Here is a 13659-nt window from a genome sequence, read left to right on the forward strand (position 1 = left end):
GGCTGAGGCCCGCCGCCGAGGGGCGTCGGCGGCGGGCCCAGCGCATCCCCCTTCTTTCTCCGCGATGATGTCGAAACCCGGCCGGCCGGGTTCGACGTCCCGGACGAGAGGAAGGGGAGACACATGAAGTACCTGATCCTGATCCAGTCCAACCCGCAGTCGCTGGCGGCCTGGGAGACCCTGACCGACCAGCAGCGCACCGACTTCGGCCTCGGCCATCTGCGGCTCACCGAGCAGATGCGCGAGGCCGGCGTGCTGGTGGTGAGCGAGGGACTGGGCGATCCGGCGCTGGCCACCCAGGTGTCGGTCCGCGACGGCCGGACGATCACCTCAGACGGGCCGTTCGCCGAGGTCAAGGAACATCTGGCCGGGTTCTACCTGATCGACGTCGCCGACCTGGACGAGGCGGTCGCGTGGGCCGCGAAGGCGCCGGACGCGGCCTACACCCGGGTCGAGGTGCGGCCGGTCCTGGACATGAGCACGTGGGAGATCTGACCACCCTGCCGGACCTGCTGCGCGAGTACGCACCGCAGGTCCTGGCCGCGGTGGTGCGCCGCTACGGCGACTTCGAGGCCTGCGAGGACGCGGTCCAGGAGGCGCTGCTGGCGGCCGCCCAGCAGTGGCCGGCGAGCGGCATCCCCGCGCAGCCGCGGAACTGGCTGATCACCGTGGCCGGCCGCCGCCGGGTGGAGCTGCTGCGCAACGAGAGCGCCCGGCGCCGCCGGGAGGAGACGGTCCGGCACGAGCCGGCGCCGGAGGTTCGCGGCGACGACGAGCTGGCGTTGCTGCTGCTCTGCTGCCATCCCGCGCTGGCCGTCCCGGCGCAGGTGACGCTCACCCTGCGGGCGGTGGGCGGGCTCACCACCGCGGAGATCGCTCGGGCGCTGCTGTTGCCCGAGTCCACCGTGGGCCAGCGGATCAGCCGCGCCAAGCAGCGGATCCGCGACACCGGCACCCGCTTCGAGATGCCCGCGCCGCACGAGCTCTCCGATCGCCTCGCGGCGGTGCGCCAGGTGCTCTACCTGATCTTCAACGAGGGCTACACGGCGAGTTCCGGCGAGCAGTTGCACCGCCTCGACCTGACCCGGGAGGCGATCCGGCTGACCCGCCAGCTGCACCGGCGCCTGCCCGACGACGGCGAGGTGGCCGGGCTGCTGGCGTTGATGCTGCTCACCGACGCACGGCGCCCGGCCCGTACCGGTCCGGACGGCAGCCTGATCCCGCTCGCCGAGCAGGACCGGGGTCGCTGGGAGGCGGCCGCGATCGCCGAGGGCGTCGCGATCATCACCCGCACGCTGGCGCGGGCCCCGATCGGCCCCTTCCAGCTGCAGGCCGCGATCGCGGCGATCCACGACGAGGCAGCGCGGCCCGAGGAGACCGACTGGCCGCAGATCCGGATTCTGTACGGCATGCTGCACGCCCTCGCGCCCAGCCCGATGGTGACCCTGAACCGGATCGTGGCCGGCGCCATGGTCGACGGCCCGGCCGCCGGGCTGGCCGCCCTCGACGAGGCCGCGACCGACCCGGTGCTGGCCCGCCACCACCGCACCGCCGCGGTCCGCGCCCACCTGCTGGAGCTGGCCGGTGACCTCGACGGCGCCCGGGAGCAGTACCGCCGGGCGGCGCGGCTGACGCTCAGCCTGCCCGAGCAGCGCTATCTGGAGTCGCGGGCTTCCCGGCTCCGTTGAGCCGCGCCGCCGCCCGCTGCTTGAGCGCAAACCCCTGCTTGGCCGCGTCGCGCAGCCGGGCCACCAGCGGCGAGCGGGACCGGCGGGCCCACGGCACCGGCACGTCGGTGGTGCCGTACTTCGCCTTGTAGGCGTTGCCGCCGACGAAGTCGAACTCGGTGACGCCGCGCTCCTTCGCCCAGCGCAGCGCGTGCCAGATCAGCGTCTCGTTGGGCCGCAGGTGCTGGTGCTCGCGGTAGCTCGCGCCGCCCCAGAAGTACATGGTCCGGTGGTACCAGGGCAGCACCGCGGTGGCGATGCACCGGCCCTGCGGGTCGCGGGCGCGTAACAGCAGGATCCGCCCGGCGGGTTCCAGGTGACGGATCAACGACCGAACTCTTTCCACCGAATAGGTGGGCACCAGATTCTGCTTGGCGAATACGTCCCGCAATTGATCGTAGAATTCATCGGCGAATGCGGGATCGTCGTGCACCTCTTCGACGACCACACCGGACTTCGCCGCCTTGCGGATGTTGCGGCGGCAGGCGCTGGCCATCGCACCGAAGAGGGCATCCTGCGCCGGGCTCAGGTCGATCACCGCGGTCGGCGCGCTGTCCCAGACCAGGCCCATGCCGCCGAGCTCCGGCTCGGTCAGGAACCGGTCGCGGATCTCCAGGTGCGCGCAACCGAGCTCGTCGAAGGCGAACGGCATCAGCGCCCGCAGCGCCTCGCGCCGCGGCACCCGCGGATCCAGGTTGAAGCCCACGTAGGACGTGGTCCAGCCGGCCATCGGGCTGCCCAGGATGCGCAGCCCGTACTTCTTCGTGATCAGGCCGGTGAAGTGGCCGACCGGGGTGCCGCCGTCGGTGACGGTGGCCAGCACCGGGTCGGCGCCCTGGCACTCGGCCACGAAAGAGATCCACTCGGGAGTGTGGAAGATCAGGCGATCGGGGTAGCCGGCCCGGTCGCCGAAGAGGGCGGCTGACGGCTCCACCCGGTGCAGACGCAGCATGACACTCCCCGCTGAAGGAATTAGGCCTATTGCCGGATGATGCTCCGCCGTGAGGCTATTCCACAAGAAGCCGATCGGGCTATTCCTAATTGAAGTGAATAATACTCGCGTTCCTTATGACAATTGCTACTGCCGCCGCCCGTACGCATTTGCAATCGTGGGTGAAGGCCGCGATGGGCCACGCTGCGCCGTGGCCGGGAGCGGGTCGGGAACGACTAGCGGGAGGATGCCGATCGCATGCAGCCGCCGACGGCGATCAAGCGACGCCTGAACGAGCTGGGGTTGCGCAGCCGCCTGCGGGCCCGGCCCCGATTGCAGGGCCGGATCCTGGCCCCGGCCGGCCTGCGCCGCCGGCTGCCCCGGGCGCCCGGCCTCTACTTCCCCTTCTACCACGACGTCCCGCCGGAGTACGGCAACGATCTGCGGCGCCACCTGCGCACCCTGCAGCAACTCGGGCCGATGGTCTCCTGGGACGAGGCGCTGCGGATCCTGGCCGGTGACCGGCCGCTGACCGGGCCGGTGTTCTGCCTCTCCTTCGACGACGCCCACCTGACCTGGCGCGACGTGGCCGCGCCGGTGCTGCTGGAGATGCGGGTGCCGGCGATGTTCTTCCTCACCTCCGGGCTGGTCGGGCAGCCGGGCAACCTGACCTGGCAGGACTGCCGCGACCTGCTGGCAGCCGGCTTCGACTTCGGGTCGCACACGGTCACCCACCACCGGCTGGCCGACCAGGACGACGCCACCGCGGCCGCCGAGATCGCCGGCTCCAAACGCGAGATCGAGGCCGAGCTCGGCGTCGAGATCCGCGACTTCGCCGCGCCGTACGGGCATCCCACGGTCGACTTCGGCGAGCGCGACGTGCGGGCCGCCCGGGAGGCCGGCTACCGCAGCTTCGCCACCACGCTGCGCCCGGCGATGCACCCCGGCGACTCACCGATGTTCATCCACCGGCAGGGCCTGCACCCGGCCTGGCCGATCCTGGCGCTGAGGACCCGGGTCCATGACTGACACCCGCATCTACCTCTCCCCTCCGGACGTCACCGACGTCGAGCGCAAGCTGCTGCTCAAGGCGTTCGACTCGAACTGGGTCGCCCCGGTCGGCCCGGACCTGGACGCCTTCGAGGAGCAGGTGGCCGAGGTCACCGGGGTGCGCCACGCGGTGGCACTCAGCAGCGGCACCGCGGCCCTGCACCTGGCGCTGATCGCGGCCGGGGTGCGCCGCGGCGACACCGTGCTGGTGCCCTCGTTCACCTTCGCCGCCACCGCGAACGCGGTCGCCTACCTGGGCGCCCGCCCGGTCTTCGTGGACAGCACCCCGCACAACTGGAACATCGACCCGGAGCTGGTCGCCGAGGAGCTGCGCACCCGGGCCGAGCGCGGCCGGCTGCCGCGCGCGGTGATCGCCGTGGACATGTACGGGCAGTGTGCCGACTACGACCCGCTGCTCGCCGCCTGCGACCGCTACGGCGTGCCGCTGATCGAGGACGCCGCCGAGGCACTCGGCGCCACCTACCGCGACCGGCCGGCCGGGTCGTTCGGGCTGGCCGGCGTGCTCTCCTTCAACGGCAACAAGATCATCACCACCGGTGGCGGCGGGATGCTGGTCACTGACGACAGCAGCGTCGCCAAGCAGGTCCGGCACCTGTCCACCCAGGCCCGCGAGCCGGTGCCGCACTACGAGCACCGCAGCGTCGGCTACAACTACCGGCTGAGCAACCTGCTCGCCGCGGTCGGCCGCGGCCAGGTCCAGCGCCTCGGGCAGATGATCGAGGCCCGCCGCCGGACCTTCGAGCACTACCGCGCGGCCCTCGGCGACCTGCCCGGCCTGCGATTCATGCCGATCGCCGGCTACGGCGTGCCCAACTACTGGCTGACCTGCCTGCTGATCGACGCCGAGATGTTCGGCGCCGGCCGCGACCGGATCCTCGCCGCGCTGGCCGAGCGGGACATCGAGGCGCGCCCGGCCTGGAAACCGATGCACCTGCAGCCGGTCTTCCAGGACTGCGTGGTGCGCGGCGGCGAGGTCAGCGCCGACCTGTTCCACCGCGGGATCTGCCTGCCGAGCGGATCCGCCCTCACCGACCGCGACCGGGACCGCGTCGTCGACGCCGTCCGGTCGGTCGCCTCCGAGAAGAAAGGCTGACAGGCCGGTGCGCATCGTCTACATCCACCAGTACTACTGCAATCCGCGGATGGCCGGCGGGATCCGCTCCTACGAGCAGGCCCGCCGCCTGGTCGCACGCGGCCACAGCGTCGACGTGATCACCACCGACATCACGCCCGGAGCCCGGGAGCTGGGCTGGCGGGTGACCGACGACGACGGGATCACCGTCCACTGGTTCCGGGTGCCCTACTCCAACAACATGTCGTACGCGCGGCGGCTGCGCGCCTTCGCCGAGTTCATGGTTCTGGCCGGGGCGAAAGCCGCCCGGCTCAAGGCCGACCTGGTCTTCGCCACCAGCACCCCGCTGACCGTCGCGGTGCCCGGGGTGATCGCCGCCAAGCTGCGCCGGGTGCCGTTCGTCTTCGAGGTCCGCGACCTCTGGCCGGAGGTGCCGATCGAGATGGGCGCGCTGCGCAACCCGCTCGCCCGGGGCCTGGCCGGCGCGCTGGCGAACTTCGCGTACCGCAACGCCCGGGAGGTCATCGCGCTGTCGCCGGGGATGGCCGCCGGGGTCACCGCGCGCCGGCCCGGCACCCCGACCACGATCATCCCGAACGCCGCCGACCTGGACCTGTTCGCGGTCGCCCCGGAGCAGGTGCGGCACTTCCGGGCCGCGCACGACTGGCTCGGCGACCGGCCGCTGATCGTCTACACCGGGGCGCTCGGCGCCGTCAACGGCGTGGAATACCTGGTGCGCGCCGCGCAGCGGATGCGGCAGCTGGACCCGGACGTGCGGGTGCTGATCGTCGGGCACGGCAAGGAGTGGGAGCCCACCAAGCGGCTCGCCGCGGAGTCCGGCCTGCTCGGCGACGTGGTGCACATGTGGGAGAAGGTGCCCAAGACCCAGCTGCCGGTGATCCTCGGCGCGGCCACCATGTCGTCCAGCTTCGTCCGGCCGATCCGCGGACTGTGGGACAACTCGGCCAACAAGTTCTTCGACGCCCTCGCCGCGTCCCGGCCGATCGCCATCAACTACGGCGGCTGGCAGGCCGACCTGCTGCGCGAGACCGGCGCCGGCCTGGTGCTCCACCCGGAGAACACCGAGGAGGCCGCCGGCCTGCTGGTGCGGCACCTGCGCGACGAGCAGTGGCTGCGGCAGGCGCGGCAGGCGGCGCACCGGCTGGCCGTCGAGCAGTTCTCCCGGGACCTGCTCTTCGACCGTTTCGAGGAAGTTCTGGACCGGGCGCACGGCCGGCGTCCGATGCTGTCCGAGCGGGTCTGACGATCGGGGGAAGTCAGCGTGGAACTTCGTGCGTACGTTCGGGCCTGCCGGCGCCGATGGCTCTGGCTGGTGGTGCCGGTGCTGCTCGCCGCCGGCATCGCGGCGGGGCTGACGCTGACCGCGCCGCCCGCCTACCGGTCCTCCATGATCCTGTTCGTGACCGGGGGCAACGGCGACCCGGACGCCGAGGCACGCCGGCTGAACTCCTACATCGCGCTGCTGACCGGGCCGCGGGTGGCACAGGGTGTGGTGGACCGGCTCGGTCCCGAGCTCACCGCCGACCAGGTGCAGAAGAGCCTGTCCGCGCAGGTCCAGGAGGGCACCGATCTGCTGGTCGTCTCGGCGGTGGACGCCGACTCGGTGCGCAGCCGGGAGATCGTCACGACCGCGGCGTCGGTGCTGGTCGGGCTGGCCCGGCAGATCGGCACCCCGGCCGGTGAGGACGGCCCGGCCCCGGCGGTCTCGATCGTGCAGGACGCGGTGACCGTGCAGGATCCCGACAACATGCTGCGCAACGTCGGCTTCGCCGCCGTGCTCGGGCTGCTGATCGGGGCGATCGCGGTCGCCGTCCGGGAGGCCACCGCGAAGACGGTCGGCGACGAGGACGACCTGCGGCGGCTGGGCCTGGAGACGGTCGGGATGATCTCGCTGGGCAGCCGGGCCGGCCGGGCCGGCCACCCCGACCGGGACCTCGCCGAGGCGTTCCGGCGGTTGCGCACCCTGATGCCGGCGCTGGCCGACCCGCATCGCGGCGGCCGCGGGCGCTCGCTGCTGCTCACCGGCTCGCACCGTAAGGAGGGCACCACCGCGGTGACCTGCGGGCTGGCCATCGCGATGGCCGAGACCGGCGCCCGGGTGGTGCTGGTCGACGCCAACATGCGCCACCCCGGGATGGGCCGCTTCCTGGCGATGGAGGGCGCTCCGGGCCTGGCCGAGGTGCTGTCCGGCACGGCCCGGATGACCGACGTGCTGCAGACCTCGCTGAACGGCCGGGTGACCGTGCTGCCGGCCGGTGAGCACGCCCCCGACCCCGGGGAGATCCTGGCGTCGCCACGGCTCAACGCGACGGTCCGCACCCTCACCGAGCGCTTCGACGTGGTGCTGGTGGACGGGCCCGCACTGCACGGCGTGGCCGACGCGACCGTGCTGAGCCGGGTCACCGACAGCGCGCTGCTGGTCGTGCGCGCCAACCGGACCCGGACCGCCGACGTTCAGCGCTCCATGGACCTGCTGGAACGGGTCGGCGCCCAGCTCGCCGGCGCGGTGCTCAACGCGCTGCCGCGCAAGCTGCCGACCGGCAAGGACTGGCCCGAGGGCGTGGCCGAGGTGCCGGCCGCCGACACCGGCCTGAGCCTGTTCTCCGACGCCGACCAGGCCCGCCCGGCCCGGCCCGACGACACCTTCGTCTCGCTGCCGCCGGTCGGCACCGCGCGGGGCCGCGCCCGGGTGGTGAAGGCGGTGATCGACGCCGAGCCGGAGCAGACCGGCACCGACGAGCCCGGCGCGGAGGCGAACGTGGTCCGCGGCTGGGCCCGGGTGTTCACCACGCCGGCCGAGCAGAAGGACGCCCCGCACCTGCCGGTGCAGCGCAACTCCGGCGAGATCGAGGCGCCGGCCGCCGAGACGCCGAAGGACACCGACGAGGAGCAGCAGCGCGGTGAGTGAGGTCCAGGTGGACCGGCCGCAGGCCGGCCCGCTCAGCCCGCCACGCCAGGGTGGCCCGGTCACCTGGGTGCGGACCCTGCTGCGCGAGCCGACGGTCCTGCTGCTCGCCTCGCAGGTGCTCACCGGCGTGGTGGCGCTGGCCGCGAACATCCTGATGGTCCGCTCGCTCACCCCCACCCATCGCGGCGAGGTCGCGCTGCTGCTGCAGGTGGTCTATCTGGCGACCCAGGTGATGCTGCTCGGCACCGAGCGCAGTTTCGTGGCGAGCTACCACAACGTGGCCCCGGCGTCGGCGGTCCGCGCGTACGCTCGGCTGCTTGCCGTGCCGTGCTGCCTGTTCCTGACCGCCGCGCTGATCTGGTGGATGGCCGCCCCGGAGAGGCTCACGCCGGGCGCCGCGGTGTGCGCGATGGTCGCCTGGTTCGCGCTGATCGAGACCACCGGCCTGGCCACCCGGTCGATCGCGATCGCGGTGGGCCGGACCCGCGACTTCCTGCTCAGCCGGGTGATCGAGGCGCTGCTGCTGCTCACCATGCTGATCGGGCTCTACCTGGCGGGCGCCGGCAACCCGGCCGCCTGGCTGCTGGCCTACCTGATCGCCGGCGCCGTGCCGACCGTGGCCTATCTGGTCTTCTGGCTGCGGTTGCCGCCGGCCGCCGATGCGGTCCCGGTGCGGCCCGAGCAGAACCGCCTGGTCCGCCGGGAGGGCCTCGCGCTCTTCCCGGCCGCGATCTCCAACATGGCGATGCTGCGGGTCGACCGGCTGGTCATCCCGGCGCTGGCGTCCACCGCCGCCCTGGGCCTGTACGCCTCGGTCGCCACCATGACCGAGTTGCTGGCGTGGCCGCTGCGGGCCTACGCGGACTCCCGGCTCGGCCGGTGGCGGTCGGCGCACCAGGAGGGCACGCTGCGGACCCGGCCGATCATGACGGCGGTCGGTCTCTACGTCCTGGCGGTCGTGCCGATCGCGGCGGGCTCGCTCTACCTGCTGATCGTGCCGCTCTTCGGCGAGCAGTACGCGGAGGCCGTGTCGATCGTGGTGCCGCTGGTCGTCGCGGCCGGTCTCTACGGGATCTCCCGGGTCGCCCTCGGCCTGCTGATCGCGAAAGGGCACGCCAAGCTGGTCTCGGCCGCCGAGATCACCGGCTTCGTGGTGAGCTTCGCGGCATACGTCCTGCTGATCCCCCGCCTGGGCATCCTCGGGGCGGCCTGGGGCTCGCTGGCCGGCTATGCCACCTGCCTGGTGTTCGCGCTGGTCACCACGGTGACCACCAGGGATCGGGCATGAGCTCGCGGGTCTTCTTCGCGCCGGGGCTGCTGCTGGTCCTGGTGACCATCGGCGGCCGGTACACGCTGGACCGGGCCGGCCTGCTCGACCTGGCCTGGGTGGACCTGCGGGTGATCGGCCTGGCGATCGCGCTGGTGCTGCTCGGCCTGGACGCCGCACACCGGCCCCGGAGCACCGGCGGCCCGGGCCGGGAGGGCTGGCTGGTCGCGGCCGTGCTGTTCTTCCTCTATCAGATCGCCTCCGGCCTGTGGGCGCCGCCGGCCGCCCGGGTCGGCCCGCAGACCCTCGACCTGGTTCTGCTCGGCGTGCTGGTGCTGGCCTTCTACGCGTACGCGACCGCCGATCCGGAGCGGGTGATCCGGATCGTGTTCGTGCTGATGTTCGTCGCCGCGGTGGTGTTCGCGCTGGCCGCGCTCGCCGGTGGTCCGGGCGAGCAGGGCCGCTACTCGGCGTTCGGCGGCGGGCCGAACGTGTTCGTCCGCATCCAGATCCTCGGGGTGATCAGCGCGGTTGCCATGTTCCTGCTGACGGGCCGGGTCTGGCCGCTGCTGGTGACGCCGTTGTTCCTGCTCGCGGCGGTGCTCTCCGGTTCCCGGGCCGGGCTGCTCGCCGGTGGTGTGGTCGGGTTCGCCGCCCTGCTGAAGCTGCGCCGCCGGCTGCGGACCGGGCCGGTGGTGGCGGCCGGCGTGCTGCTGCTGGGGGTGTGCGCCGCGCTCTGGGCGTTCGCCCCGCCCGCCTTCACCGACCTGTTCCAGGAGCGGTTCGTCGAGCAGACCGTGCAGGAGCAATATCTGTCCGACCGCACCTCGATCTGGGCGGCCGCGTGGAACCTCTTCCTCGACCATCCGATCCTCGGCGCCGGGCTGGACGGCTTCTACGGGGAGATCGGCGTCAACCAGATGGTCGAGTACCCGCACAACTACGTGCTCGGCGTCGCCGGCGAGGGCGGCCTGATCGGGCTCGGCCTGCTCGCCACCTCGCTCGTGCTGTGGACCCGGATCGTGCACGGCGGCGGGCAGCGGCCGCAGCTGACCGGGCTGGCCGTGGCCGCGTCCGTGTTCGTGTCGCTGAGCAGCCTGTTCTCCGGCGACTACTACGACTCCCGGCTGGCCTGGATCTTCGCTGCGCTGGCCGCCGCGGCCGCCCTGACGCCCGACGGCGCCAGGCAACCCGAGCGAGAGCTGGTCGTCCGATGAAACGACGCACGCTGATGATCACGATCGGTCTGGGGGCGGCGGCCGCCGCCACCGCCGCGGCACACACCGCGGTGAGCGACCGCGCCGACGTTCCCGAGGTGCGCGAGCCGATGCCGGGCGCGCCACCGTCCGCGCAGGACGCGGAGAAGGTCAAGACGGTCGCGTTCTGGACCGGGATCTTCATGAAGAGCTGGGATTTCTCGTACCGCAACGGGCTGCCGCTGAGCCAGTCGGGCGACAGCCGGGACCACTACGACCTGGCGTACGACGTGGACGGTTGCGTCGCCATGTTCCGGGCCACCGACCAGCGCCGGTTCCTGGACCGGGCGCTGCTGCTCGTGGAGAACGTGGTCGCCATGGCGAAACCCTCCACGGCGCTGGCGGTCAGCTCGTTCCGCGACCAGTACCAGGGCTGGTCGTCGCAGCGCACCGGCGAGAACGACGAGGTGCCGCTCTACGAGAGCTACTTCTGGCGCTACGCGACCGCGCTGCTCGTCGCGATGCGCGACAACAAGGGCGTCTTCGCCGACCCGGCGTACCGCGCCCGGTACGACAAGCTCCTCGCCTTCGCCGAGACGCAGATCTTCGAGAAGTGGTTCTCGCGGGGCGCCGACGAGACGATCTACCGCTCCCGCACCCACATGGCCTCGCACTGGGCGCTGATCTCGCTCCACCTCGGCCTGCTCACCGGCGACGAGGGCCGCCGGGCGCGGTACGCGACGGTCGCCGGCACGATCAGCACCCGGCTGCACGCGCAGATGCGCCGCAACCCGGTCGAGCCGACCGCCTACTTCTGGAGCGACGTCTGGGACTCGGCGAAACGGCCCGGGCAGGACGTCGGGCACGGCAACGGCGTCCTGGCGTACGTGGTGGAGGCCCGCGACCGCGGCACCAGCTGGACCGCCGCCGACATCGCGGCGTTCTCCGCCCTGCTGACCAGGGTGATCTGGCCGAGCGGGACCACCTATCGCGCCTACGTGGACGGCACCGGCGAGGACAACGGCTGGTTCGCCGACGGTTTCGTGAAGCTGGGCCGGTACGACCCGGCCGTGCAACTGCGGCTGGAGAAACACCAGGTGGTGAACGACCAGTTCGCCGCGAACATGGCGCTCAACGCCCGCATTCTGCGGTCGTGAGGCGCCGGAAGGGGATGCGATGACGGCAACGCTGCTGGACCCAGCGGCACGCGAGTGGAAGGAGACGCTGCAACACGTCAACCACGACATGTACCACGTGCCGGACTACGTCGTCCTGGACGCCCGTCTCTACGGCGGCTCACCGGCCGCGTTCTGGTTCGAACGCGACGGACGGCGACTGCTCGTTCCCCTGATCGTCCGGGAGATTCCCGACTCGGAGTGGCGCGACGCGCTCTCGCCGTACGGGTATCCCGGCCCGGTCAGTGACGCGGCGCCGGGGGACGCCGGGTTCTGGGAGGCGGCCTGCGCCGCGTTCGTGGACACGCTGCGCGGGGAGGGCGTCGTGTCCGCGTTCATCCGAATGCATCCGCTGCTGAACGTGCTGCCGCCGGCCTTGGGGAAGTTCGGCGCGCTGGTCTACCACGGCGAGACCGTGTCGATGGACCTGACGGTGAGCGTCGAGGAGATGTGGAAACAGACCCGCAGCGATCACCGCAACCACATCAACCGGGCCAAACGCGCCGGGACGCGGGTGGTCTTCGACGACTGGGACCGGCTGCCCGAGTGGGTGGAGGTCTACCACGACAACATGCGGCGGGTGGGGGCCACGTCGTACTACTTCTTCACCACCGAGCACCTGGCCGCGCTGCACGACGCGGTCGGCGACCGGATGCACCTCGCGGTCGCGCTGGAGGGTGACGAGGTGGTCGGCGGCAACACGTTCTTCGAGTACGACGGGATCGCCACCGGTTACGTGTCGTCGACCCGCCGGGCGCCGAAACGCTACGCCGACGAGCTGCTCTACGACGAGGTGCGGCGCTGGTGCAAGCAGCGCGGCGCGGAGGTCTTCCACCTCGGCGGGGGCAAGGGCGGCTGCAACGACTCGCTGTTCACCTACAAGGCGGGCTTCTCGACGAGCCGGCACCCGTTCCACACCTGGCGGGTGGTGGCCGACCGTCCGGCGTACGAGCGGCTGGTGCGCCGGCGCCGCCCGGGCGCCGACCCGGCCGATCTGACGACCACGTTCCCCTCGTACCGATAGGAGACCGCCATGCGGATCACCTGCGTCGGCGGCGGCCCCGCCGGCCTGTACTTCGCGGTGCTGGCGAAACTCGCCGACCCCGGCCACGAGATCACCGTGCTGGAGCGCAACCCGGCCGGCGTCACCTGGGGCTGGGGCGTGGTCTTCTGGGACGACCTGCTCGACGACCTGTTCCGCTACGACCCGGTCAGCGCGGAACGGATCTGGCAGTCCGCCCGCCAGTGGGACGAGTACGAGGTGCGCGCCACCGGCAAACCGGTCACCCACCTGGCCGGTTACGGGTTCAGCCTGGGCCGGCACCGGCTGCTGGAGATCCTCGCCGAGCGGGCCACCGAGCTGGGCGTGCAGATCAGCTACCGCGACGAGCTGGACGATCTCTCGGATCTGCCGCCGGCCGACCTGGTGGTGGCCTGCGACGGCGCCCGCAGCCGGATCCGCGAGCAGCACGCCGAGCACTTCGGCGCCGAGGTCGAGGTGGCCCGCAACAAGTACATCTGGCTGGGCACCCCGCACGTCTTCGACACGTTCACCTTCGGCTTCGAGAAGACCGAGGCCGGCTGGATCTGGTTCCACGCGTACCCGTTCAACGACCGGACCAGCACGTTCATCGTGGAGTGCCAGCCGTCGACGTGGGCCGCGCTGGGCTTCGACACCCTGGACGCCCGGGCCGGCTGCGCCAAGCTGGAACAGATCTTCGCGAAGCACCTCGACGGCAAGGCACTGATCGACCACCGCGCCGAGGTGGGCGGCACCGGCTGGCTGAACTTCCGCCGGGTCACCGCGCAGCGCTGGGACCACGGCAACGTCGTGCTGATGGGCGACTCCGCCCACACCACCCATTTCGCCATCGGCTCCGGCACCAAGCTGGCCATGCAGGACGCGATGGCGCTCGCCGACGCCGTCGCCTCCGGCGACGAGCTGCCGGTGGCTCTGGAACGCTACGAGCACCGGCGCAAGGTCGCACTGGCCCCGCTGCAGCGGGCCGCGCGGGCCAGCAGCGCCTGGTTCGAGAGGATGCCGGAGTACGGGGACCTGCCGGCCAAACGTTTCTCGTACGCTCTGTCGAACCGTCGTGGTGAATATCCGATGTGGCGTTACCTGCTGCACATGGCGACGCAGAGCACCGTGCCGCGCACCCTGTTGCGCTGGACGCTGAGCCTCCGGCGATGGAGCCGGGCCCGGCGCCGGCCGGCCACCGATCACTCCGTGGCCGCCGGGCAGGCGATACCGAACACCGCGTGAGAGAACTCCCCACCGCGAAGGGATG

The 13659-nt window shown here is 72.1% G+C and carries 12 protein-coding genes; 11 read left to right on the forward strand and 1 reads right to left on the reverse strand.

Translation table 11 applies throughout. The annotated features are described in order from the left end of the window. Positions 1 to 123: 123 nt before the first annotated feature. Both AB0F81_RS05805 and AB0F81_RS05810 read left to right on the forward strand, forming a co-directional pair. Complete coding sequence (locus AB0F81_RS05805) at positions 124 to 495, forward strand: YciI family protein (RefSeq protein WP_360191546.1); 372 nt, start codon at positions 124 to 126, stop codon at positions 493 to 495. Beyond that, complete coding sequence (locus tag AB0F81_RS05810; protein WP_360191549.1) at positions 483 to 1688, forward strand: sigma-70 family RNA polymerase sigma factor; 1206 nt, start codon at positions 483 to 485, stop codon at positions 1686 to 1688. Before AB0F81_RS05805 ends, AB0F81_RS05810 begins: the two co-directional genes overlap by 13 nt. Here the strand turns inward: AB0F81_RS05810 and AB0F81_RS05815 are convergent. Continuing rightward, positions 1636 to 2679, reverse strand: coding sequence for a GNAT family N-acetyltransferase (locus tag AB0F81_RS05815; RefSeq protein ID WP_360191552.1), 1044 nt, complete (start codon positions 2677 to 2679; stop codon positions 1636 to 1638). The two genes, AB0F81_RS05810 and AB0F81_RS05815, sit on opposite strands and share 53 nt — an antisense overlap. 237 nt (positions 2680 to 2916) lie before the next feature. On the opposite strand from AB0F81_RS05815, the gene AB0F81_RS05820 reads away from it, so the two are divergent. The 9 genes from AB0F81_RS05820 to AB0F81_RS05860 are packed head-to-tail and all read left to right on the forward strand — an operon-like array spanning position 2917 to position 13634. After that, entirely contained in the window at positions 2917 to 3687 is a 771-nt protein-coding gene (locus AB0F81_RS05820; RefSeq protein ID WP_360191555.1) for a polysaccharide deacetylase family protein, read from the forward strand. Beyond that, positions 3680 to 4822: an aminotransferase class I/II-fold pyridoxal phosphate-dependent enzyme gene (locus AB0F81_RS05825; protein ID WP_360191558.1), complete on the forward strand. Its 1143-nt coding sequence runs from the start codon at positions 3680 to 3682 to the stop codon at positions 4820 to 4822. The genes AB0F81_RS05820 and AB0F81_RS05825 overlap by 8 nt, the downstream gene beginning before the upstream one ends. Before the next feature lie 7 nt (positions 4823 to 4829). Further along, the gene (locus AB0F81_RS05830) at positions 4830 to 6065 is read left to right on the forward strand and encodes a glycosyltransferase family 4 protein (RefSeq protein WP_360191561.1); all 1236 of its coding nucleotides are present in this window, start codon (positions 4830 to 4832) and stop codon (positions 6063 to 6065) included. An 18-nt stretch (positions 6066 to 6083) separates the two neighbouring features. Then, the gene (locus AB0F81_RS05835) at positions 6084 to 7730 is read left to right on the forward strand and encodes a polysaccharide biosynthesis tyrosine autokinase (RefSeq protein ID WP_360191564.1); all 1647 of its coding nucleotides are present in this window, start codon (positions 6084 to 6086) and stop codon (positions 7728 to 7730) included. After that, complete coding sequence (locus AB0F81_RS05840; RefSeq protein WP_360191567.1) at positions 7723 to 9018, forward strand: polysaccharide biosynthesis C-terminal domain-containing protein; 1296 nt, start codon at positions 7723 to 7725, stop codon at positions 9016 to 9018. The genes AB0F81_RS05835 and AB0F81_RS05840 overlap by 8 nt, the downstream gene beginning before the upstream one ends. Continuing rightward, positions 9015 to 10214, forward strand: coding sequence for an O-antigen ligase family protein (locus AB0F81_RS05845; protein ID WP_360191569.1), 1200 nt, complete (start codon positions 9015 to 9017; stop codon positions 10212 to 10214). Before AB0F81_RS05840 ends, AB0F81_RS05845 begins: the two co-directional genes overlap by 4 nt. After that, on the forward strand, positions 10211 to 11350 hold the full coding sequence (locus tag AB0F81_RS05850; RefSeq protein ID WP_360191572.1) for a hypothetical protein: 1140 nt from the start codon (positions 10211 to 10213) through the stop codon (positions 11348 to 11350). Before AB0F81_RS05845 ends, AB0F81_RS05850 begins: the two co-directional genes overlap by 4 nt. 19 nt (positions 11351 to 11369) lie before the next feature. Further along, positions 11370 to 12392: a GNAT family N-acetyltransferase gene (locus AB0F81_RS05855; RefSeq protein ID WP_360191575.1), complete on the forward strand. Its 1023-nt coding sequence runs from the start codon at positions 11370 to 11372 to the stop codon at positions 12390 to 12392. A 9-nt stretch (positions 12393 to 12401) separates the two neighbouring features. Further along, positions 12402 to 13634 carry an FAD-dependent monooxygenase gene (locus tag AB0F81_RS05860; RefSeq protein ID WP_360191578.1) on the forward strand — a complete coding sequence of 411 codons (1233 nt, stop codon included), beginning with the start codon at positions 12402 to 12404 and terminating at the stop codon, positions 13632 to 13634. The last annotated feature ends 25 nt before the right edge of the window (positions 13635 to 13659 follow it).

Origin of the sequence: Actinoplanes sp. NPDC024001 (assembly GCF_040638955.1) — a bacterium.
Classification (GTDB): Bacteria; Actinomycetota; Actinomycetes; order Mycobacteriales; family Micromonosporaceae; genus Actinoplanes.